At 50.8% G+C, this 19,567-nt stretch carries 29 protein-coding genes; 25 read left to right on the forward strand and 4 right to left on the reverse strand.

Annotation, left to right across the window (positions count from 1 at the left end; translation table 11 throughout):
- Window positions 1-970: 970 nt before the first annotated feature.
- The 4 genes from HY845_01980 (at window position 971) to HY845_01995 (ending at window position 4,112) form a co-directional block, all read left to right on the forward strand.
- Entirely contained in the window at window positions 971-1,450 is a 480-nt protein-coding gene (locus HY845_01980; protein QQG52080.1) for a hypothetical protein, read from the forward strand.
- A 347-nt stretch (window positions 1,451-1,797) separates the two neighbouring features.
- On the forward strand, window positions 1,798-2,979 hold the full coding sequence (tuf, locus tag HY845_01985; protein QQG52081.1) for an elongation factor Tu: 1,182 nt from the start codon (window positions 1,798-1,800) through the stop codon (window positions 2,977-2,979).
- A gap of 22 nt (window positions 2,980-3,001) precedes the next feature.
- Window positions 3,002-3,346 (forward strand): 30S ribosomal protein S10, encoded by a 345-nt coding sequence (gene rpsJ / locus HY845_01990; protein ID QQG52082.1) that lies wholly within the window; start codon window positions 3,002-3,004, stop codon window positions 3,344-3,346.
- 70 nt (window positions 3,347-3,416) lie between these two features.
- The gene (locus tag HY845_01995) at window positions 3,417-4,112 is read left to right on the forward strand and encodes a hypothetical protein (protein QQG52083.1); all 696 of its coding nucleotides are present in this window, start codon (window positions 3,417-3,419) and stop codon (window positions 4,110-4,112) included.
- Window positions 4,113-4,123: 11 nt separating this feature from the next.
- On the opposite strand, the gene HY845_02000 is transcribed toward HY845_01995, so the two are convergent.
- From HY845_02000 to HY845_02010, 3 genes are all read right to left on the reverse strand, one after another.
- Window positions 4,124-4,486, reverse strand: a complete 363-nt coding sequence (locus tag HY845_02000) for a DUF2200 domain-containing protein (protein ID QQG52084.1) — start codon at window positions 4,484-4,486, stop codon at window positions 4,124-4,126.
- Between the two features lie 122 nt (window positions 4,487-4,608).
- The gene (locus HY845_02005) at window positions 4,609-5,043 is read right to left on the reverse strand and encodes a hypothetical protein (GenBank protein QQG52085.1); all 435 of its coding nucleotides are present in this window, start codon (window positions 5,041-5,043) and stop codon (window positions 4,609-4,611) included.
- Between the two features lie 146 nt (window positions 5,044-5,189).
- On the reverse strand, window positions 5,190-7,763 hold the full coding sequence (locus HY845_02010; protein QQG52086.1) for a hypothetical protein: 2,574 nt from the start codon (window positions 7,761-7,763) through the stop codon (window positions 5,190-5,192).
- 179 nt (window positions 7,764-7,942) lie between these two features.
- Between HY845_02010 and HY845_02015 the strand changes: the two genes are divergently transcribed.
- On the forward strand, window positions 7,943-8,182 hold the full coding sequence (locus tag HY845_02015; protein QQG52087.1) for a DUF167 domain-containing protein: 240 nt from the start codon (window positions 7,943-7,945) through the stop codon (window positions 8,180-8,182).
- Between the two features lie 60 nt (window positions 8,183-8,242).
- Here the strand turns inward: HY845_02015 and HY845_02020 are convergent, their stop codons facing one another.
- Window positions 8,243-8,752 carry a hypothetical protein gene (locus HY845_02020; protein QQG52088.1) on the reverse strand — a complete coding sequence of 170 codons (510 nt, stop codon included), beginning with the start codon at window positions 8,750-8,752 and terminating at the stop codon, window positions 8,243-8,245.
- A gap of 222 nt (window positions 8,753-8,974) precedes the next feature.
- On the opposite strand from HY845_02020, the gene HY845_02025 reads away from it, so the two are divergent.
- From HY845_02025 to HY845_02120, 20 genes are all read left to right on the forward strand, one after another.
- Window positions 8,975-10,093 (forward strand): hypothetical protein, encoded by a 1,119-nt coding sequence (locus tag HY845_02025; protein QQG52089.1) that lies wholly within the window; start codon window positions 8,975-8,977, stop codon window positions 10,091-10,093.
- Between the two features lie 159 nt (window positions 10,094-10,252).
- Window positions 10,253-11,209, forward strand: coding sequence for a hypothetical protein (locus HY845_02030; GenBank protein ID QQG52090.1), 957 nt, complete (start codon window positions 10,253-10,255; stop codon window positions 11,207-11,209).
- A gap of 163 nt (window positions 11,210-11,372) precedes the next feature.
- Window positions 11,373-11,993, forward strand: coding sequence for a protein-L-isoaspartate O-methyltransferase (pcm, locus tag HY845_02035; protein QQG52091.1), 621 nt, complete (start codon window positions 11,373-11,375; stop codon window positions 11,991-11,993).
- Window positions 11,994-12,315: 322 nt separating this feature from the next.
- Window positions 12,316-12,900: a 50S ribosomal protein L3 gene (gene rplC, locus HY845_02040; protein QQG52092.1), complete on the forward strand. Its 585-nt coding sequence runs from the start codon at window positions 12,316-12,318 to the stop codon at window positions 12,898-12,900.
- Window positions 12,893-13,495 carry a 50S ribosomal protein L4 gene (rplD, locus tag HY845_02045; GenBank protein QQG52093.1) on the forward strand — a complete coding sequence of 201 codons (603 nt, stop codon included), beginning with the start codon at window positions 12,893-12,895 and terminating at the stop codon, window positions 13,493-13,495. Before rplC ends, rplD begins: the two co-directional genes overlap by 8 nt.
- On the forward strand, window positions 13,496-13,804 hold the full coding sequence (locus HY845_02050) for a 50S ribosomal protein L23 (protein ID QQG52094.1): 309 nt from the start codon (window positions 13,496-13,498) through the stop codon (window positions 13,802-13,804).
- A complete protein-coding gene (rplB, locus tag HY845_02055) occupies window positions 13,804-14,631 on the forward strand; it encodes a 50S ribosomal protein L2 (protein ID QQG52095.1) in 828 nt (275 codons plus the stop codon). Before HY845_02050 ends, rplB begins: the two co-directional genes overlap by 1 nt.
- A complete protein-coding gene (gene rpsS / locus HY845_02060) occupies window positions 14,631-14,933 on the forward strand; it encodes a 30S ribosomal protein S19 (GenBank protein QQG52096.1) in 303 nt (100 codons plus the stop codon). Before rplB ends, rpsS begins: the two co-directional genes overlap by 1 nt.
- A 5-nt stretch (window positions 14,934-14,938) precedes the next feature.
- Window positions 14,939-15,325: a 50S ribosomal protein L22 gene (rplV, locus tag HY845_02065; protein QQG52097.1), complete on the forward strand. Its 387-nt coding sequence runs from the start codon at window positions 14,939-14,941 to the stop codon at window positions 15,323-15,325.
- A 3-nt stretch (window positions 15,326-15,328) separates the two neighbouring features.
- Entirely contained in the window at window positions 15,329-15,988 is a 660-nt protein-coding gene (rpsC, locus tag HY845_02070; protein QQG52098.1) for a 30S ribosomal protein S3, read from the forward strand.
- Window positions 15,988-16,404: a 50S ribosomal protein L16 gene (gene rplP / locus HY845_02075; GenBank protein QQG52099.1), complete on the forward strand. Its 417-nt coding sequence runs from the start codon at window positions 15,988-15,990 to the stop codon at window positions 16,402-16,404. The genes rpsC and rplP overlap by 1 nt, the downstream gene beginning before the upstream one ends.
- Complete coding sequence (gene rpmC, locus HY845_02080) at window positions 16,404-16,637, forward strand: 50S ribosomal protein L29 (protein QQG52100.1); 234 nt, start codon at window positions 16,404-16,406, stop codon at window positions 16,635-16,637. Before rplP ends, rpmC begins: the two co-directional genes overlap by 1 nt.
- On the forward strand, window positions 16,630-16,881 hold the full coding sequence (gene rpsQ, locus HY845_02085) for a 30S ribosomal protein S17 (protein ID QQG52101.1): 252 nt from the start codon (window positions 16,630-16,632) through the stop codon (window positions 16,879-16,881). Before rpmC ends, rpsQ begins: the two co-directional genes overlap by 8 nt.
- A complete protein-coding gene (rplN, locus tag HY845_02090; GenBank protein QQG52102.1) occupies window positions 16,881-17,249 on the forward strand; it encodes a 50S ribosomal protein L14 in 369 nt (122 codons plus the stop codon). Before rpsQ ends, rplN begins: the two co-directional genes overlap by 1 nt.
- 1 nt (window position 17,250) lies before the next feature.
- Window positions 17,251-17,571 (forward strand): 50S ribosomal protein L24, encoded by a 321-nt coding sequence (gene rplX / locus HY845_02095; GenBank protein QQG52103.1) that lies wholly within the window; start codon window positions 17,251-17,253, stop codon window positions 17,569-17,571.
- A gap of 2 nt (window positions 17,572-17,573) precedes the next feature.
- Window positions 17,574-18,119 (forward strand): 50S ribosomal protein L5, encoded by a 546-nt coding sequence (gene rplE / locus HY845_02100; GenBank protein ID QQG52104.1) that lies wholly within the window; start codon window positions 17,574-17,576, stop codon window positions 18,117-18,119.
- Window positions 18,120-18,134: 15 nt separating this feature from the next.
- Entirely contained in the window at window positions 18,135-18,314 is a 180-nt protein-coding gene (locus HY845_02105; GenBank protein ID QQG52105.1) for a type Z 30S ribosomal protein S14, read from the forward strand.
- On the forward strand, window positions 18,314-18,685 hold the full coding sequence (gene rpsH / locus HY845_02110; protein QQG52106.1) for a 30S ribosomal protein S8: 372 nt from the start codon (window positions 18,314-18,316) through the stop codon (window positions 18,683-18,685). The genes HY845_02105 and rpsH overlap by 1 nt, the downstream gene beginning before the upstream one ends.
- Complete coding sequence (gene rplF / locus HY845_02115; protein ID QQG52107.1) at window positions 18,685-19,227, forward strand: 50S ribosomal protein L6; 543 nt, start codon at window positions 18,685-18,687, stop codon at window positions 19,225-19,227. The genes rpsH and rplF overlap by 1 nt, the downstream gene beginning before the upstream one ends.
- Before the next feature lies 1 nt (window position 19,228).
- On the forward strand, window positions 19,229-19,564 hold the full coding sequence (locus HY845_02120; protein QQG52108.1) for a 50S ribosomal protein L18: 336 nt from the start codon (window positions 19,229-19,231) through the stop codon (window positions 19,562-19,564).
- The last annotated feature ends 3 nt before the right edge of the window (window positions 19,565-19,567 follow it).

The raw sequence follows: 19,567 nt of genomic DNA on the forward strand, positions 1-19,567 counted from the left end.
GACACGCTCGCTCATGGCTGAAGGCAAAAAGCGACTTCATAACCTGCCTAGGGGTTAGATTCAGCCGCTTTTTAACTATTTAATAAAATACATACAAAATACGGGGCGAAGGCGTTGACTTTGAGGTGGGTTTAGGGTATTATTCGCCAGCGTTCGACGGCTTCCTTTGGAAGCAAACTTCCGGCTGTGGCCAGGTTGTGCAAACAACCGACCTAAACCACGTAAGCCCCAATTCAAGAATCGTCGAACGAAACCGGCTCCCGCCACCATACGGGAGCCGTTTCATATTATGTATGAGTTGGGCCCGGGAAGTTCATCCCGGGCCCTTTCTGGCTACCGCTGTGGAGGCAAAGGGCCTCCGCCGAGTGTCTCGCCCATGCCTAACGCAAAGGCGATAAACATGGGAGAAAGTGCGATGCCGATGCCGGCATACATCACCTGTTCCTGGTGAAACAAGGCAGCGATGCCGGTAATGATCAGTCCGAAGACTGTTCCAGATGCGTATGGGTGCCTTCGCACAAAAGAAACGAACCTCATCCGGTTACCTCCTACCGATGTTTCGCAGAGTATACCAGTTAACCCCCACCTAATCCATATAAAACCCGTCGAAAAGTAAATCGAAAATTACCAAGCCATGGAACAGCGCGGTAATTTTCTCCTCAACCGCGTAGCGAGCGTGTCGGGGTGAGACCGCCAGTGAGAAGCCAACTGCTTGGCTTTGAACCGGTCGAACGGGTTGAGGCCTATTCGTAGAATGCCGAAACCCCGCTTCATTTGTTGGTAGGGGCTGACTTCGCAATGAATTCCTCTACCTCCTGCAAAACAAAAAGCGGCCTTTGGCCGCTCGCTGCTTTTGATTCAAAATGTTTTAAGCTCCGGCTAGCGAGGGCGAATTGCTCACGCTAGTCTGGATTTTTTAACAAAAGATATATATAATTCCGACTAATCTTCGGATTACAGGAGGAACCCCTTGGAAGAGAACGTTAAAGATGATCGGAGAATCTGGGCGCTGATTCGAGAAATCGATGAGGTTAAGAAGCGCTCCTTGCTTCCACCCGGACAGCAGGAAATGAGTAAGGCCAGACGATGCAAATTAGCTCGTCGGCTTATGTACCTTCTTGATGATGCGAAAGGCGTGATGACGGAAAGCGAATTATTCAGCCACCTAGGCACTACGGCTGAAGAGTATCACACGCAGTGTTCGCCAAAGTACGGTGATGCGACGATCGTCGAATTCGTCAGGTCTCGAGACGCCAAACTCGATAACCTACGCGAAAGGTGTTTAGACACACTTGATCCGAACAGGGTCAAGATCGGCACATCAAGGTCGAGTGGACGAGCGATTAGTTTCCTGAGCAATGCCGAGCAGGGCGCAGGAGCTGAACTCTCAATTGACAGGTGCATCTCGCTTCTCGAGGAGTTACGCAAAATCCAAGACGAGGCGAAATGAAGACGATACGAAGGCCGAGGCGCGCAAGCGCTGAGGCCTTTTTCTTTACTTATCACCCAAAAACCACGAGCCATGCTCCGTGAAACAGGATCAGCGAGCGGTTTTCACCTCGCCCCTGCGGGTGGCGTGCTTGGGTGGGGAGTGCAGAGGGGTAGGGCAGCGCTTCGCAAGTAGCACCCCTACCCCTCTGCTTGAGTTTTCGCTGCTACAATTAGGAAAGACGTCAGCACCCTGTCTTAACGAAAGGAGCCTTGACGCTCCTTCTGATAACCAGGTACAATAGCGAAGCTAGACACAATATGCAAACTAGTTAAATAATTATTAGGTTAAAGGAGAAGTTTAAATAAATGGCAGCTACATTTGAACGAACCAAACCGCACGTCAACGTCGGCACAATCGGCCACGTCGACCACGGTAAAACGACCTTGACTGCCGCTATCACCAACGTTTTAGCGGAAGAGGGCAAGGCCGAAAAGAAGGCCGTTGATCAGATCGACAACGCGCCAGAAGAAAAGCAGCGTGGTATCACCATTGCCACCTATCACGTCGAGTACGAATCGGATAAGCGTCACTACGCTCACGTTGACTGTCCGGGACACGCCGACTACGTCAAGAACATGATCACCGGCGCCGCCCAGATGGACGCGGCAATTCTTGTCGTATCAGCACCGGATGGCCCTATGCCGCAGACGCGCGAACACATCTTGCTTGCTAAGCAAGTTGGCGTGCCTTACATCGTTGTCTTCTTGAATAAAACCGACCAAGTCACTGACCCGGATCTTCTGGAACTGGTTGAAGAAGAAATTCGTGATCTATTAAACAAGTACGAGTACCCTGGCAAAGACACCCCGATCATCAAGGGTTCCGCTCTTAAAGCCCTCGAAGGCGACGCGGATGCTAAAAAAGCCATCAAAGAGCTAGTTGAAGCTCTCGACACCTACGTTCCAGAGCCAACTCGCGAAATTGACAAACCGTTCCTGATGCCTGTCGAAGATGTTTTCTCGATCAAGGGTCGCGGTACTGTCGTAACCGGTCGTGTTGAGCGTGGTCAGATCAAAATCGGTGACGAAGTTGAAGTTGTCGGTATCAAACCAACCGCCAAAACTGTTATTACTGGTGTTGAAATGTTCCGCAAACAGCTTAACGAAGGCCAAGCCGGCGACAACGTTGGCTTGCTTGTTCGTGGCTTAGAGCGCACTGACGTTGAGCGCGGACAGGTTATGTGTAAGCCGGGTTCAATTACTCCGCATACCGAGTTCGAAGCCGAATGCTACATCCTCAAGAAAGAGGAAGGTGGCCGACACACGCCGTTCACTAAGGGTTACAAGCCGCAGTTCTACTTCCGAACCACTGACGTCACCGGTGAAGTTGAGCTTCCAGAGGGTGCCGAGATGGTTGTCCCGGGCGACACCACGACTTTCAAAGTCAAACTGATCAATCCGATCGCGATGGAAGAGAAGCTTCGCTTCGCCATCCGCGAAGGCGGCAAAACGGTCGGTGCCGGGATTGTCACTAAGATTATCAAGTAATCATCAATTTGTACCTTAGAAAATGAGTGAATCAAAACACAAAAACGAAAAGCGCACACAAGCTAAGTCCTCGATCCGCATTAAGCTCAAAGCTTACGATTACCGGGTCATCGACCGTAGCGCTAAGAAGATAATTGAAACTGCTGAACGGACCGGGGCGGTGGTTGCTGGACCTATCCCGCTGCCAACGGAAAAGAACCTCGTCACGGTCAACCGTTCAACGTTCGTCCACAAAGACGCGCGTGAGCAGTTCGAGATCCGCACCCACAAACGCATCATCGACGTCTTGGACCCAAATCCAAAGACTTTAGATGCCTTGATGAATCTGGACTTGCCAGCGGGTGTAGACATAGAGATTAAGACTTAAGTTGAACTAAAAAACCTAAGCGCAGAAAGCCCCAGGTGAAAGCCTGGGCTTTTTGTGCTAAGTAAACAACATGGATCCCAATAGTGATGAGTATAAGAATTTTCTAGCCTTCAAGGAAGATAGGCTCGGGACAGCAAAACTGCGAGATGAGGTTGTTGATAAGTTTGTTGGACATATCACAGATAATCTTAAGCAGCGACGTGAGCTACTGAAGCATATAACAATTATCTCCGCAGGTATTGTTGCGGTTTTGCCTGTGATACAAAACGGAAGCGATAATAGTAACTTGTTTTTCTGGGGAATATTCTTACTGCTAGTCACGGTGGTGCTAACGGTTAGTTATTTGCGAGAGAAGATGGACCTTGAAGGACAATCTCTGCAAGACAATTCGGAGAAGTATCTGACTATACTCAAGACAAAGCTTGCCCTACTTGATCGGTACATCGGTGAGCGGAAATTCTCTAATAACAATGTTTCTGAGTATCTGGATGAGTTGGAGAATGAGCCAACTATTAGAGAGCTTGGACGAGAGGTAGGTAAACCCGCAGAAAAAGAACGTTTAGAATATTTCTCTGAGTTCGTTGTCTTTTTATTCGTAAGCGCACTTTTCCTTTTAGCTTCAGCACTTGTTCCGTTGTCCCTAAATCCCTACGAGTTTTTTTCAACAATTGTCGTGATATTCATCGTTTCCTTCACTGGGTTTGCTTCATTACTCTCTCGAGTAATCACCGACATCATCGACTACTTTTTGCATAGGATCAGGTAACCCTCTTGCGACTAGGCCCGTATAATCTTTTCCATTGGCCTACCCTTGGCCAGGTCGTCGATGAGTTTGTCTAGAATTCGAACTTCGCGGACTATTGGGTCGGTGATTTCTTCGATCCGTACGCCACAGATTGTGCCAGTAACTTTAGTGCGGTTGGGATTGGGTTTGGGAGCTTGGGAGAAAAACGCTTCGAAATCAGTTTCGCTATTGAGTACGGCTTCTAATTCTTTTTGAGAATAACCCGTCAGCCAGCGGATAATTTCATCAACTTCAGCTTTGGTGCGGCCCTTTTTCTCGGCCTTGGCAACATAAAACGGGTACACCCCCGCCACCTTCATTTTATATATTCGTTGTTTCGACTTCTCGGTATCCATAATTAGTTCCCTTATTCTACCAAACACCCCTAATTTCCTAGCATATGCTATGGCAATGGCCGGTCGTGATGACCGGCCAATACTTGGGAGCGAGCGGTTACTCGCGAGAGATGGTGACTACGCTACTTGGGCAGGCGTGTTGAGCGCCGCGCTGCCGGAACTACGAGACACGTCGGGCAGATTGCTTGACGAGGCTCGTGCGGTTCGATGTTGTGACCGCAATAGATACAGTACCGGGCTGGGAATGTGTCGATGTGACGAGGCATGCAGTTTTCGCACCGCACAACGTCGAGTGTCTTGTACTGCCTGACGAGCTTGACTTCATCGGACGCTCTCTCACCGCAGGTGCAGCAGAAGTTAATCCAGAGCGTTTTAGGCTTCGTATGCTTCTTCAAGGCAGCTCTCGCCTCCGCCCCCAATTGGTGAAAAGGGGAGGGTGCGCCAGAGCGCGTGTGGTGCCTCAACTTGTCGAGCTTTTCTTTGTCGAAGCCGTCAACATCCGTATTGACTCCTTCGCCGTCTTGGCGAATTTGATTGATTCTAAGGTGCCGTGCCATGTGCGAATTATACGTCCATCCCCAACCCGAATAAAGCCGTAGGGGACTTATTTAACCTTACTGCAACTGATAAAGGCTTTTTCAATAAAGAAAGGGCCGGGTCCTTTATGGACCCGGCCCTGGCATTACTGCCGCAAGTTTGGTGGCTACCAGCTGCCACCGGATGATGAGTCACCGCCCCCGCCCCAACTTCCGCCGGAGGAGGAGTCGGATCCGCCGCCCCAGCTGCTGCCGGAGTCGCTGCTTCCCCAGGAGCTGCTACTGCTCTCATATGAGGATTGGCGGCGACGACGGTCTTCGTCTTCCTCAGCTCGACGCCGGGCAGCTTCTTCTTCCAGACGCTGTCGCTCAGCTTCTTCGTAGGCTCGCTGCGCTTTAAGCGCCTCGTTTTCCCACTTTTGCTCCGTTCGATCGAGAAGGAGCAAGAGCGTCACGTAGTCGGCTGGGCCGTTGATCGTGTCCGCTCGGTACCTTGCCAGGTTGGCGCTGCCGCCGTACTGACTGATACGACCTTGAAGCGATCGACGAACCGAGTCGATTGACGCAAGCCGCTTCTGGTATTCGGCTTTTTTCTCGTCGAGCTCGTCGCAGTGACGAACGGACCGCTTCGCCTGGTCAATTGCTTGACCGAGCTTTTCGGTTGCCCGATCGGCATTGTTGCGAGCATTGAGGTGTCGCCGCTCGGCCAGCTGACGCTTGGCCTTGTCCAGGTCTCGCCCGGCTTCTTGAATCAACGCTTCCGCGTTGGTCAGAAAGCCTTTCTCGACCTTGACGTGATTTTGACGGGCTTCCTGAAGTCGCCCACTAGCTGCTGCGAACTGCGACTTCGCTTGGGCCAATTTGGCGTCAGCTTTGGTAATCGATGACTCCGCACCACCAACTGCGCTCTTGATCGTGGCTGCCTGTTCGGCAGTTTTACGATAGAGCGAGTTGACGGTTTTGGCGTGTTCCTCGACTTCCTCAACTGTTTTCGCGCTGGCTAGTACGCCAGCAAGCTTGTCTTCGGCTCTTCTCGCGAGCGCAAAGGTCGCCACAGGGTTGTCATTTGGATCGACGACGGTGTTAGCGATATTCGGCTCGGCCTCGAGTCGATCGGTAGAGACGAGCTTCACCGCAGCGACAAGTCGCTTGATTTGCTCGATAACTGCCGCTTCTTTGGCCTTAAGGGCCGCAATCTCTTCGTTGAACGCGATCGGGTCGTCCCAAGAAAGGGCATTGACTCGAGCGTACAGCGATTGATCGTCGGTTTCGTCCCCCGCGAGCGGATGGCCGGACAGCCAGCGCTTCGGGATCCTGAGTTCGTCGGCTTGCTTGTGGAGCTCGTCGAGGTTGCTTGACGGGAAAGCAGATTCAGCAGTTGTGCCGCGAGCGGCAATGGCTGCCTTAAGCTCTTCCCAGCCGTCAACGGCTTTCTCGAACTGAGCCTGTAACGATTTGGTAAGTTCGGTCGGATTGACACGAATCACCTTCGTTTCGGGCTCGAAGAGGTCGCTTTTGTTGACGACGCCAGTGTCGAACTCGAACTCGCTACTCATCGACTCGATCGCGCTTGTCAGCGGATCCAAGTTGAAGTAGGTAGCCGTGTCGGCTTGTCGTTTGTACGTCTCGGCGTGCTGACGCAACGCTTCAACGCCAAGAAAGATCTCGTCGACACTTCGAGTGACGCGATGGTAAAGATCCAAGCTCTTCCCGGTGATGCCGGTTAAAGAGAGGATATCACCACGGTCGCCGTACAAGGCGAAGAACTGCTGCGCCGCATTGGTTGTGGCCGTAGTTCTTTTCTTGAAGATGTCGTCGAACTCTTCCCGGAGAACTCTCAGCTTATTCGCTCGTGCGAACAAGTAAGAGAGCAGGAAGAGGAGCGCCCCAATGCCGATAATCCAAAAGAAAATCGTTTTGACGAGCTCGTTTCTTGCCTGTGACATTTTGTCGTTGACGAACGTTTCGAGAGTGGCGATGTCGGGCTTGAGGGCCTGACTTACACTACTCATTTCGATCGGGTCGTTGCGTTGCCGAGCGGCCTTGGCGGTTTCCAAGCTCTTCTTGTACCCGGCAGTGTTGCTGGGAACGAAGCGCTGGTCCGACAAGAGCTCGCTCAGCTTCTCGATCTGGCCATTGAGCGTTGATTGAGCGGTTACCAGTCGTTTCTGCTCCTCCTGTTGCCTCGCGGCTTCGGTGCGAGCAGCGATCCGTGCTGGGTCGGTTTGGTCGAAAAGGAACTCGTCGACAGCTTCCATCATATTGATGATGCCGTTCTTAGGATCCTTTCTTTGCGACTGGACCGAGCGATCGAAGATGCTCGTGTATGGCTTGTGCGCATCGCTGCGAAAACCAAGCTCGCTCTCGAATTTACTGCCTGCCAGAAACCGATATTTCTTCGGATTGTAAGCAAGTAGAAAGATCTGAGATTTGGCCATGTCGAACGACGGGTATCGCTGACCCCACTCTTCCGCCAACGCGTTGACCGCGTTTGCTGCTCGTTTGTCACCATCGCCGGATCCCGGCAGGTCCCTAACGAGCACGACGTAGAATGGGTAACGGCAACGACGCGCCGCGCCGTTGAGATCATCGATTCCCGACTGCCCAATCAAGGGCGGGTCGAAATTGCTCGGGATAGTGTAGACATATTGTCCGTCCCGCAGAGCAGGCGTCGGGAGTTGGGCGAGGCTTATGCCGCAAAGGGCAAAAAGCAGGGCAAGAATCAGTGGAATCTGCTTCAATTGGGTGTTTCCTCCATGTCCTTCAAGTGAAGGGGCGTTGACAGCAGAGTATCTGCTGCACTATGCAGGCGGAATTTTAGCAAGAAACAGGTTGAAAGTCGAGAGGTTTAGCTAGGATTTCTGTTATTATCGTTTCGAGTTATGACAAATCAACGGAAACTCCCGGAGCGTAAAAGTCTATGAAAATATTCGTCAAAGTTAAGGCGGGGGCGGGGGAGAATGCGGTTGAAAGACTCGATGCAACGCATTACGCAGTTTCAGTAACGGCCATGCCAGTAAAAAATCAGGCAAATACGGCGGTTATCGAGCTTATTTCCAAGTATTTAAATATTCCAAAAAGCACTGTCGTCATAAAACGCGGCCAAACTGCCAAGCAAAAAACTTTAGAGATTCTAGGTAACCAAGAGCTTTTTAAATAGAGAAGAGGCGCCTCCCGTGGGGGAGACGCCTCTTTGGGTGCCGAGCGTCTGAGCCCGGTCTTAGCCGAACGGAAAGTCCTCGAAGCGATGATAGCGACCATGGGGTCTGGAGCGACCGGAGCCGCCGACCATGATGACTTCCACGCGACCGTGGCTGCCGAAGATCATGTTCATGAACTCGTGGACGCTCTCGTCGAGCAGCTTCTGCGCGTTTGCCGTTATGATGTGATAGCCGGGCGACTTGCCACAGGAGCAGTCTTTGATCTCCCACTGACCTGTGGTCTCGAGCATCTTCCCGAGCGCCTCACGACCCATCTGCGAGTGCAGAAAGTCGACGGCAAAGTCGTCCAGTTGAACGTCGTTCAGCACGGCGGCCGCGGTTAGCACCAACGGCATGAGAGCTTCGCGCTCCTTGTCGGGGATCTTTTCGTTCCTCCGTGCCCACATATTGGCCAGGAAGATGAGCCGATCGTCTTTGCTCGGATTTTCGCCCAGGAGTGCTTGCGCCGAATTGCGCAAAACCTCCCAAGCTGGTGTCGAAGGCGCTTGATGCGCAGTTGGCGTTTCCATGTAAGGTGTGTTCCTCCCATTCACCGAAGAATCAATCTTGGTGACGTGGCGAAAATGATAGCACTTTTTAGCTGAATCATCAAGGGGGGGCCGAAGCGAAATATAATCATTTGCCACTGAAACTCAGTACGACGCTAGATTTTAAACTAGTTAGCAGATAGAATGGTCGCACAACGAGCAGGAGGATTCCTGCTTTGTTCTTACCAGTTTCGGGTACGGAGGATGATGATGAGTACTACACCTGGCGATGCCAGCTATTCGGCAGCTTTTGGCCAATCGGCCTACGACCAATTCATCGGGCGTGGACAAGCGATCACGCTCGAGACCGTTAGCAATCTTGAGGGCAGCGGTATCACGCCCCACGAACCAACTCTTGGCCTAAGTGCCTCGGTTAATGACGTGTGCGGACTTCTAAAGATTGCTCACGTAAATGAAGTGCTTGGCACCAAGTACCATGATGCCGAGCAGCTGCGCAAGAGCGGCGGGCCCAACCTTTATAGGGTTGTTGGTCACGACGCACTGGCGATGGTCTTGAACGACCTGTCGGCTGTCGGTGCTCGGCCGTTCGATATCAAGCTGTTCTTTGCCAATCAAGGCAAGCAGTGGTTTGACGACACGGAGCGCACCGAAGAGTTCTACAAGGGCTGGCATGAGGGCTGTGATCTGGCGAAATCCTGGTTCAGCGGCGGCGAAACGGCCGGCCTGCACTGCACGATCGTTGAGGACGAAGCGGTGTTTTCCGGCTCAGCAGTGGGCGTCATCTATAACGATGAGCACGTCTACGACGGCACTACGGTGCAGGTGGGTGACCGCATCATCGGCTGGCGGAGCCACGGGCTTATGTGCAACGGCTTCACGTTGGTGCACACCAAGTTCATTCCGGCGTTGCCAAACGGCTATATGACGGAGCTTGAAGGCGGTCAGACTGTTGGCGAGGCGCTGATGGAAAAGACAGACTTCGTCGCTCCGGCGGTTCGCGCCTTTCGCAAGGCGAAACTTAAGGTCAGGATGATCAACAACATCACTGGTCACGGTTGGGCCAAGATCATGCGTGCTGCGGTGCCGTTCGACTATGTGATCGAGGAGCTGCCGCCAGTGCCGCCGATCTTCACCCTGATGGAGCAGACGCTCAGCATGCCGCTCGAGGATGCCTACGGCGACTACAACCGCGGTTTGGCCGGTGTCGTCATTTGTGACGAGGCTGACTACCGCTTCGTGATGGCGAATATGAGCAACAAGGGTCTGCAGCCGTTCGAACTTGGCCACGTTTCTGCCCCGGCCATGGAGGGGAAGAGCCGCGTCGTGATCGTGCCCGACAACGTCACCCTGGTTGCCAAGTAACGGCAACCGACATTCCAATGCTCACCCTCACAAGGTGGGCATTGTTGTATCTTGGCCAATCTCATATTGCCGAGTTTATGACCCAGGAGTATCCTTGGGGCGGTTTGGTAGCACTTTCACAAGGCTCTTCAGTTGTCGTAAGACGCGATGGAGGTAAAGATGAAAGTAAAGTTCTTCGGAACCCGAGGTTCCATCCCGGTCTGCGGCAAAGAGATGAACGGCTACGGCGGTAACACTACCTGCCTCCAAGTCGAGTCGTCCTGTTTGCCTGACGGGTTCGCCCTGGTTGTCGACGGCGGCAGTGGATTTATGCCCTTGAGCAGCGAGCTGCTGCAGAAGGGCATCTACACGATTCACATGCTGCTGTCGCACCATCATCACGATCACACCCAGGGGATCTTGTTGTCCCCTGCGGTCTACTCGCCAAAGATTAGGTTCGAGCTCTACGGACCAGTCGAAAGTGGTATTGGCCCAAAGCAAATGATGCAACACATCATGCGCCCGCCATTCCACCCTGTCAGTTTCAAGCTAGTGTCCAACCGGTTTAGCTGTCACTCGCTCGATACCCCGCAAACGAACGTGATCGTTTTCCATCCGGAAGGCGGTGTACGTAAGGTCGGGGTCGAGGTGCTCGACGGCGTTGAAGGACACCGGCCGAGCCAAATCAGGCTAGGTGGCGGCTTCTACGACATCAGGGAATGTTTGGTTGTGCGCATGGCGCGCACCGAGCACCCTGAACGGACAATCTCGTATCGCTTTGAAGAACGACCAACCAACAAGGTATTCGTTTTTCTGACCGATCACGAGAACACCGATGGCGTGCCCGTTCACCTCAGACCTCACCTGATGGGTGTCGATCTGCTGGTGATGGATAGCCAGTACTCCCGCGAGACCTACGACAGACGCACGTCGGGCTTCGGCCACGGCACCCCCGACTATTGCGTCAAAGTTGCCCGCACCGTCGGCGCTAAGAAATTAGGGCTGACTCACCACGATCCACTCTCGACAGACGAAATGATCAACGCCATGCTCGCTGAAGCGCGTGAGAGCGCACTCAGTCCGAGGTACACGGGCAAGATCTTCGCCTGTCGCGATTACCAAGAGGTGGAAGTCTGATTTCACCTATCCCGTGCTTTCAACTGAATCCTGTGATATCGCTCCAAACCACGCAAAGGCCGCCCCGCAACGGGCGGCCTTGTCACGTAAAACGCAATAGAAAAATAGATCGTCTGCAACTTTTTACATTGTTTGCGCCCTTGCGTCGTGACAGGATGCCCACATGAGATCTAACGAAACTATGGTTGAGTCGTTAGTTGCCAGGCGGGTTTTAAAGTCAACCCATTTAATTAGGGCGTTCGAAGAAGTAGATAGGGGATTGTTCGTGCCGAAAGGCTATCTCCAACAGGCATATTACGACTCGCCACTACCGATCGGGCACAACCAGACAATCTCGCAACCCACCACGGTGGCGATAATGCTTGAGCTGCTACAGCCTCAACCAGGACATGTCGTTCTTGACGTTGGCTCGGGTTCTGGCTGGACTACCGCACTCGTTGCTGCCGCCGCTGGACCCTCTAGCAGAGTAATTGGCGTAGAGCGTCAGGGTGATCTTGTTGTCCTAGGCCAGAAGAATCTTGCCAAGCTGCATTTACCCTGGGCTGAAATTCGCGCAAGTGGCACGGAATTGGGCTATCCAGTCGAAGCGCCGTACGACAGGATCTTAGTTTCAGCCAGTGCACCAGATATGCCGAGCCAATTACTGGGCCAGTTAAAACAAGGGGGAACATTAGTGATACCGATTCAAAATTCGATTTATCAGATCAAAAAAACCTTGACGGGCATTGTTCAACGAGAGCTGCCTGGTTTTGCTTTTGTGCCGTTGCGGGTAGCGTTCGCCTAAATCTGAAGACAGGAGCTAAAGAGAGGCCCTCGCTTGGGTGCGAGGGCCTTGGCCTATGCGGCCGGAATCGTTGCGCCCCGGGGCAAGCGGGAAGTAGCCAGAACTTGCCACCGGAGCGAGGCGCTGGAGCCAGGAAGGTCGATGTCCACTGGCTCCGATCTAGTCTCAGTCAGCGTGTCGTTTGCTACTTTATCATGGGCAAGGGCGATACTCAACACCGACAGAATAATATTAAGTACTGCTTGCTTGACTCTGTTAAAGGATAATGCGAAAATATCGCTAATGTGTGCTCGGTTTAAAGCCGTACAACACGAAAGTTTTCATGAAAGCAATATTGGGTCAAAAAGTTGGCATGACACAGGTATGGGACGACAAAGGTCGTCTGGTTCCTGCTACAGTAATTCTCGCCGAACCCAATAAAGTACTTGAGAATAAGGAAAATACAGTTCTCGTCGGAGTGAAAACAGCTGGCAAAACAGCTAAGGCCCAGCGTCATTTCGCCACCAAACTCGACTCAAAGCGCGGCATTAGGATCAAAAGCTTCAAAGACGTTTCACCGGAAGGTGAAACGCTTTCTGTTTCACAGTTCAAAGTTGGCGAAAATGTCAGCATCACGGGAACTACTAAGGGTAAGGGTTTTGCCGGCGTCGTTAAGCGACACGGGTTTGCTGGATGGCCGGCTAGCCATGGTCACTCTCATCAGCGTCGCCCAGGTTCAATTGGAGCTCAGCGGCCACAGCGCGTGGTTAAAGGTCAAAAAATGGGCGGTCATATGGGCCATGAAACCCTAACCGTACGGGGCAATAAAGTTATTTCAATAGACACGACCGAAAATCTTTTGATTGTTTCAGGCGCCGTGCCAGGACCAGCCAAGGGTCATCTGGTGATTAGGAGCTTTAATGACTAAGCCAAAAGGCGCGAATTCAGCGCTAATTAAACAAGCCGTTCTGGCTAAACTTGCCAACAAACGCGCTGCAACGTCTGCAGTTAAAACTCGTGGTCAAGTCTCAGGTGGTGGTCGTAAGCCTTGGCGACAAAAAGGTACCGGGCGGGCCCGAGCCGGCTCGTCACGTTCGCCAATTTGGGTTGGTGGCGGTAAAGTTTTCGGCCCAACGAAGGAGCGTAACTATAAGACCAGGCTGCCACAGAAAATGCAGCGCCGAGCACTTACAGAAATACTCAATACAATTAAAAACGACGTTAAGACCGTTTCTAGCCTCGCCATGAAAGAAATTAAGACCAAAGCCGCTGCCGAAATGCTGCGAAAGCTTCAAGTAAATGGCGCCGCTTTGCTTATCACAGAGAAAATTCAGCCAGAGCTACTACTTTCAACCAACAACTTGCCGAATGTATCTGTTACAACAGTTGAGAATTTATCGATTGGCGACTTTGTTTCTGAGCGAAGTGTCGTGATGGAGCAAAAAGTTTTCGACAAATTGTTCCCAGAAGCCAAAAAAGCCCCGGCTAAGCCTAAAGCAACTAAAAAAGCGGAGACTAAATAAATGTACTCTGTTATTAAACCGCTATTAACCGAAAAATCCGCTGCCAAAATGAGCGAGGGTTTGTATGTGATGACAATTACTGAAGGCGCCACAAAGACCTCAGTGGCTCAAGACCTTAAAAAGCTATTCAACGTTGAAGTTACTGGCGTACGAATCATTAATTTACCGGCGAAAAAGGTTCGTTTTAAAGCTCGTAAAGGCACCCAATCAGCCATCCGCAAGGCTTATATACAGCTCAAAAAGGGCCAACAGCTGCCTGGTTTCGAAGTGAAAAAAGAAGATAGAAAAGCTGACAAGGAGAAAGCCTAATGCCACGCGCTGTTAAACCGACCGGCAACGCCCGCCGCGGCATGACTTACACCGAGTTTGGAGCACTAACCAAAAAGCGACCTGAGTCGTCACTGACACTAAGCTTGAAGAAGCACGCTGGCCGCGACAAGAGGGGACACATCTCAATTCGTCACCGCGGTGGTGGTGCTAAACGGCTATACCGCATTATTGATTTCAAATTCTTGCCATTCGAAGGTAAGGCAACTGTCAAAGCACTCGAGTACGATCCAAATCGCAGCTCCTTTATCGCGCTTTTGGAGATGCCGGACGGTAGCAAAAAATACGTCCTCGCCACCGAAAATATGAAGGCTGGCGACACTCTAACCTCCGGGGTTACCAAAGGGTTTTCCCATGGTTCCAGAAACAAACTAAAAGACATTCCTGTTGGTTACGAAGTTCATAATATTGAAATGCAGCCAGGCCGTGGCGGCCAGTCTGTCCGTTCTGCAGGATCTTCGGCAACAATTACCGCCAAGGAAGGCAAATACGCCTATATCAGGATGCCTTCTTCAGAAATCAGGAGAATCTTGATAGAATGTATGGCGTCAGTTGGTAGGGTCTCGAACACAACTCACAATTTAGTACGTCTTTCGAAAGCTGGCCGTGTTCGCCATATGGGCTGGAGACCAACAGTTCGTGGTAAAGCCATGAACCCAAATTCCCACCCACACGGCGGCGGTGAGGCAGTTAACCCGATTGGTTTGAAATATCCAAAAACTCCATGGGGCAAACACGCTCTTGGTGTTAAAACCCGACGCAATAAGCGGACGGACAAATTTATTGTTAGTAGAAGGAAGAAAAAGTAATGGCACGATCACTCAAAAAAGGCCCGTATTGCGATCCTAAACTACTCAAGAAACTTGACGGAATGAGTGCTGGCGCAAAAACGGTCATTAAAACCTGGAGTCGTCGATCAACCATTTTCCCAGAAATGATCGGTTTTACTTTCGGTGTCCATAACGGTAAGTCGTTTTTGCCAGTTTTGGTGACGGAAGAGATGGTTGGCCACAAGCTTGGTGAGTTCTCCCCAACCCGTAACTTCCGTGCTCACGGCGGTAAGATGGCTAAAGAACAAGCTCAAGACGCCGCCTCAAAGGGAGCTAAGTGATGTCCGTGACTGTCAAACTACGTTTCTTGCGTCACTCTGCCCGTAAGCTTCGCCCGATTGTCTTGTTAGTTAGGGGTAAAAGCCTAACGGATGCCTTAAACACGACGTCTGTAATGCCGCAACATTCCGCGTATGACATCAATAAGGCTCTGAAGATGGCGGAAGCTGCCGCAAAACAGAAACAGTTTGATCCGGCAAAAATGATTGTCTCGGCAATTACCGCTACTGACGGCCCAAAAATCCGTCGACAGCGCCCGAACGCTCGCGGCCGTTCCAATCGTTACCTGAAACATTTGGCACATTTAGTTATTACGGTCGCCGAAACCGAGAACGAAACGCCAAAAACTAAAAAGAAAACTTCAAAAGCAGTCAAGAAAGAGGAAACGGAGTAAACCATGGGCCAAAAAACGAACCCAATTAGTAACCGCATGAGCATGGACGCCGACTGGCGTAGCAAATGGTTTGCTGTCAATAAGAGCGACTTTCGTAAATACCTTGTCGACGACATTAAAATCCGCGATTACATCAATAAAAAACTGAACAATGCCGGCATTGGCAGAGTGGAGATAATCCGTTCACGCGACCGCCTGGAAATTAAATTAACAACCAGCAAACCAGGCTTGGTTATTGGTCGTGGCGGGCAAGGCATTAACCTGTTGAAAGCGGAATTGCAGAGTAAATTCTATCCCCAGGGCATGCCAGCGGTTAGGCTTGATATAACCGAAGAGCGTAAGCCTGATCTGTCAGCAACTCTCGTTGCCCAGAACATCGGGAATCAGATCGAACGACGTATCCCGTATCGCCGTGCCTGCAAACAAGCGATTGAACGAACGATGTCCAGCGGCGCTAAGGGAATTAAAATCCTCGTTTCAGGACGCCTAAACGGTGCAGAAATCGCCCGCAATGAGAAGTTCCAGGACGGCTCGATCCCACTTTCCAGGTTCAATATTGATATTGACCACTTCGTCTATCACGCCAAGACCACCTACGGAGTTATCGGCGTGAAAGTTTGGGTTAATCGCGGCGAGCGCGAGGAAGTGGTTGAGGAGAAGTAATGCTATTACCAAAGAAGCTTAAACACCGCAAAATTCGCAAGGGCAGCTACGCTGGCCCGGCAACACGTGGTTTCAGCGTTGACTTTGGTGACTATGCTTTAAAAGCGATGGATCGCGCCTGGTTAACCAGCCGTCAGATCGAGGCTGCGAGACGGGCAATGACACGGTACATTCGCCGTGGTGGTAAGATTTGGACCCGCGTCTTCCCACATAAACCAGTCACATCTAAACCAGCTGAAGTTGGCATGGGTGGTGGTAAGGGCGCGCTGGACCATTTCGTGGCAGTTGTAAAACCCGGCACGATTATCTTTGAGCTCGGTGGCGTTGAGCAATCAATTGCGGCTGAAGCAATGCGTCTCGCTGCCCACAAATTACCCGTTAAAACCAAGTTCATCAGCAAGGAGCAGGAGATCTAATGGCTCATCGTCGTGATTTTATTAGCGAAACCAGAAGGATGACACCGCAACAGATTAGCGGTAAAATAAGCGAGAGCAAAAAACGCTTGCTGGAAATTGACCAGGAAAAATTGCTCGGCAAACTAAAGAACGTTTCGTCCCGACGTTATTTAAAGCGGGAGATTGCCCAAATGATGACTATTCGTGACGAAAAAGTTTCTCAAGCGTTGCAGAAGGAGCCTCAAGATGCGTAAGACAATGACCGGAATCGTTGTTTCGGACAAAATGCAGCTAACCGCTGTTGTCGCCGTGACAACTCAAAAAATTCACCCAATAATCAAAAAGCGCTACAACAGAGACGCTCGCTTTATGGTTCATAACCCAGAAAACGCCTACAAAACTGGCGATAAGGTTGTAATCGCCGAAACGAAACCATTGAGTCGCCACAAAAACTGGGAGATCACTGGTTACGCCGACAAGGGACAAAAGGCCAAGTAATGCTCCAATTACGAAGCCGCGTCAAAGTTGCTGATAACTCCGGAGCCCGTTTCGTCGGGATCATTAAGGTTATTCAGCAGGGAAAATCAGACGCTGCTGAGGTTGGGGACGTCGTTATAGCTTCAGTCAAAGAAGCAATCCCCCGCGGAAATGTTAAGGCAAAAGAGGTTGTGCGAGCCGTGATTGTGCGCCAAACAAAACCATATCGACGTAAAGACGGTTCAACTATTCGTTTTGACGATAACGCCGTGGTAATCATTAACCCTGACGGTACACCACGTGGTACACGTATTTTTGGCCCAATTGCTCGCGAAATCCGCGACAAGGGCTTATCTAAGATAGTCTCGCTAGCTCCGGAGGTACTCTAAAATGTCGAAAATAATTAAAGGCGACAAGGTACTAATTATTGCAGGCAAGGATAAGGGTAAAACCGGCCTAGTTGATCGAGTATTACCGAAAAAACACAAAGTCGTAGTAGTCGGTGCCAATATGGCCAAAAAACACCTTAAAAAGTCGGCCAAGAACCCGCAAGGTGGCATCATCGACATCACTTTGCCTATTCATATTAGTAATGTTATGTTACTTGACCCGGCTCAGAACAAACCTACTAGAATCGGTTACGCCATTAAGGGTAGTGATAAGCAGCGAGTTTCGAAGCGAAGCGGCGACATTGTCCGACGAGAAAAATAACCATGTCATTAATCGATTTCAAAGAGCGATATAGCAAACAACGTCAGGATCTTACTGGCATCCTTGAGGTGGATAACGTTAATGCTTTGCCGAAATTGGCGAAAATTAGCGTCAACGTCGGTACTGGCCGTCTTCGAGGTAATAAGGATATGTTAGCCTACGTTGAAGGCGCGTTGAAGCAAATTACCGGCCAAAAGCCAGCTATCACCAAAGCGCGCAAGTCGATTGCTGGTTTCAAACTGCGCGAAGGCGAAGAAGTTGGCATGAGAGTGACGCTGCGCGGCGGTAAGATGTACGATTTTCTGAATCGTCTGATCAACGTTACCTTGCCGAGAATCCGTGAGTTCCGTGGCTTTGCTGCTAGCAGCTTCGACGCTCAGGGCAATTTAAATATCGGCCTCGGCGATACGTCTCCTTTTGCCGAGCTCGGCCACAGCGCCCTCGATAAGCCGTTCGGTATGTCAATCACACTCAATTTTCGTAATTCTAGCCGCGAGAAGTCGTTCAAACTACTTCAAACCCTTGGCTTACCTGTAAAAATCGACTAAAATTAATTGAATAATATGGCAAGCAAACGATTCACCACCAGGAAACCATCGAAGTTCAAGGTTAGACACGTTAACCGCTGTGCTTTGTGTGGCCGAAATCGCGGTTATTTGCGGGCTTTTGATATCTGTCGCATCTGTTTTCGTGAACGTGCCTCTAAGGGTGAAATTCCTGGTGTCAGAAAGGCTTCTTGGTAATGTTTACCGATATTGTTTCTGATTTAATTACACAAATCCGTAACGCCAGCGCTACCGGCAAGGAAGTTATCAATGTCCGTAGCTCTAAAGTTGTGGTGTCAATCGCCCAGCAGCTCAAAACGCTCGGTTTCATTCAGGGATTTGAGCAGTCAGGGTACATGCTGACAATTACCCTAGCTGAGGATACGCCAGTTTCTCATATCAAGCGTCTCAGTAAGCCAGGAATCCGTCGCTACGTTCGCTCCGCTGAAATTCCGACGCCACACAGCGGCTTAGGAACAGTTTTACTTTCAACGCCAAAAGGTGTGATGACCGGCAACCAAGCAAAAAAACAAAAGGTTGGCGGAGAATTAATCTGCGAGGTCTGGTAATGTCACGAGTCGGAATTCGTCCTATACCAGTAACAGAGGGTGTCAACGTCGAGTTAACTCCAACCAAGCTTACCGCACGCGGGAGTTTAGGCGTGCTTGAAGTAAATTTGCCGCACGGTGTCATTGTTACGCAGAAAGAGAACCAAATTTTGGTTAACCGAATTAGCGACGCTAAGCCGCACAAAGCATTGCACGGCACGATCCGCAATTTAATCCGTAACGCTATCGTTGGGGTCTCAGCCGGTTTCGAGAAACGTCTTGAGCTGGTTGGTATCGGTTATAGGGCTGCTATAGAAGGGCCGGAGCTAGTTTTACAAGTAGGCTTCACCCATTCAGTAAAAATGCCCGTTCCAGAGGGTCTCCAGGTCAAAATTGAAAAAAATATCATCAGTATTTCCGGAGCCGATAAGCAAAAACTCGGTCAATTCTGCGCTGAAATTCGCGCCGTCAGGCCGCCGGAGCCATATAAAGGCAAAGGTATCCGCTACCAGGGCGAACAGGTACGTATGAAACAAGGTAAAGCCGTAAAGGCGGGAGCGTAATATGACTGCCCTTGAACGCAGAATGCGCATCAAAACCAAACTCCGACACACTGTTGTTGGTGACGCTAAGCGCCCACGCTTAACAGTTTTTCGTAGTTTGAATCAGGTTTATGCCCAGTTAATTGATGACGCAACTGGAAAAACTCTCGTCGCCGCCAATTCGTTAAAATCTAGCGGCAGCCTCAGTCTGAAAGCCAAAGCTGTCGGTACCGAAATAGCAAAACTCGCCAAGGATGCCAAAATCAGTACGGCAGTCTTCGATCGTGCTGGTTTTGCTTATTCAGGAGCAGTTAAAGCACTTTGTGAAGCAGCGCGCGAGGCAGGATTAAAGATTTAAGGA

This window comes from Candidatus Berkelbacteria bacterium, assembly GCA_016432625.1.
GTDB lineage: Bacteria > Patescibacteriota > UBA1384 > 2-12-FULL-50-11 > 2-12-FULL-50-11.

What these genes read in the sequence shown, in the direction of transcription:
- tuf (QQG52081.1), top strand. Translation starts at nt 1,798, where the DNA reads ATGGCAGCTACATTTGAACGAACCAAACCGCACGTCAACGTCGGCACA.
- rpsJ (QQG52082.1), top strand. Translation starts at nt 3,002, where the DNA reads ATGAGTGAATCAAAACACAAAAACGAAAAGCGCACACAAGCTAAGTCC.
- HY845_01995 (QQG52083.1), top strand. Translation starts at nt 3,417, where the DNA reads ATGGATCCCAATAGTGATGAGTATAAGAATTTTCTAGCCTTCAAGGAA.
- HY845_02000 (QQG52084.1), bottom strand. Translation starts at nt 4,486, where the DNA reads ATGGATACCGAGAAGTCGAAACAACGAATATATAAAATGAAGGTGGCG.
- HY845_02005 (QQG52085.1), bottom strand. Translation starts at nt 5,043, where the DNA reads ATGGCACGGCACCTTAGAATCAATCAAATTCGCCAAGACGGCGAAGGA.
- HY845_02015 (QQG52087.1), top strand. Translation starts at nt 7,943, where the DNA reads ATGAAAATATTCGTCAAAGTTAAGGCGGGGGCGGGGGAGAATGCGGTT.
- HY845_02020 (QQG52088.1), bottom strand. Translation starts at nt 8,752, where the DNA reads ATGGAAACGCCAACTGCGCATCAAGCGCCTTCGACACCAGCTTGGGAG.
- HY845_02025 (QQG52089.1), top strand. Translation starts at nt 8,975, where the DNA reads ATGATGATGAGTACTACACCTGGCGATGCCAGCTATTCGGCAGCTTTT.
- HY845_02030 (QQG52090.1), top strand. Translation starts at nt 10,253, where the DNA reads ATGAAAGTAAAGTTCTTCGGAACCCGAGGTTCCATCCCGGTCTGCGGC.
- pcm (QQG52091.1), top strand. Translation starts at nt 11,373, where the DNA reads ATGAGATCTAACGAAACTATGGTTGAGTCGTTAGTTGCCAGGCGGGTT.
- rplC (QQG52092.1), top strand. Translation starts at nt 12,316, where the DNA reads ATGAAAGCAATATTGGGTCAAAAAGTTGGCATGACACAGGTATGGGAC.
- rplD (QQG52093.1), top strand. Translation starts at nt 12,893, where the DNA reads ATGACTAAGCCAAAAGGCGCGAATTCAGCGCTAATTAAACAAGCCGTT.
- HY845_02050 (QQG52094.1), top strand. Translation starts at nt 13,496, where the DNA reads ATGTACTCTGTTATTAAACCGCTATTAACCGAAAAATCCGCTGCCAAA.
- rplB (QQG52095.1), top strand. Translation starts at nt 13,804, where the DNA reads ATGCCACGCGCTGTTAAACCGACCGGCAACGCCCGCCGCGGCATGACT.
- rpsS (QQG52096.1), top strand. Translation starts at nt 14,631, where the DNA reads ATGGCACGATCACTCAAAAAAGGCCCGTATTGCGATCCTAAACTACTC.
- rpsC (QQG52098.1), top strand. Translation starts at nt 15,329, where the DNA reads ATGGGCCAAAAAACGAACCCAATTAGTAACCGCATGAGCATGGACGCC.
- rplP (QQG52099.1), top strand. Translation starts at nt 15,988, where the DNA reads ATGCTATTACCAAAGAAGCTTAAACACCGCAAAATTCGCAAGGGCAGC.
- rpmC (QQG52100.1), top strand. Translation starts at nt 16,404, where the DNA reads ATGGCTCATCGTCGTGATTTTATTAGCGAAACCAGAAGGATGACACCG.
- rpsQ (QQG52101.1), top strand. Translation starts at nt 16,630, where the DNA reads ATGCGTAAGACAATGACCGGAATCGTTGTTTCGGACAAAATGCAGCTA.
- rplN (QQG52102.1), top strand. Translation starts at nt 16,881, where the DNA reads ATGCTCCAATTACGAAGCCGCGTCAAAGTTGCTGATAACTCCGGAGCC.
- rplX (QQG52103.1), top strand. Translation starts at nt 17,251, where the DNA reads ATGTCGAAAATAATTAAAGGCGACAAGGTACTAATTATTGCAGGCAAG.
- rplE (QQG52104.1), top strand. Translation starts at nt 17,574, where the DNA reads ATGTCATTAATCGATTTCAAAGAGCGATATAGCAAACAACGTCAGGAT.
- HY845_02105 (QQG52105.1), top strand. Translation starts at nt 18,135, where the DNA reads ATGGCAAGCAAACGATTCACCACCAGGAAACCATCGAAGTTCAAGGTT.
- rpsH (QQG52106.1), top strand. Translation starts at nt 18,314, where the DNA reads ATGTTTACCGATATTGTTTCTGATTTAATTACACAAATCCGTAACGCC.
- rplF (QQG52107.1), top strand. Translation starts at nt 18,685, where the DNA reads ATGTCACGAGTCGGAATTCGTCCTATACCAGTAACAGAGGGTGTCAAC.
- HY845_02120 (QQG52108.1), top strand. Translation starts at nt 19,229, where the DNA reads ATGACTGCCCTTGAACGCAGAATGCGCATCAAAACCAAACTCCGACAC.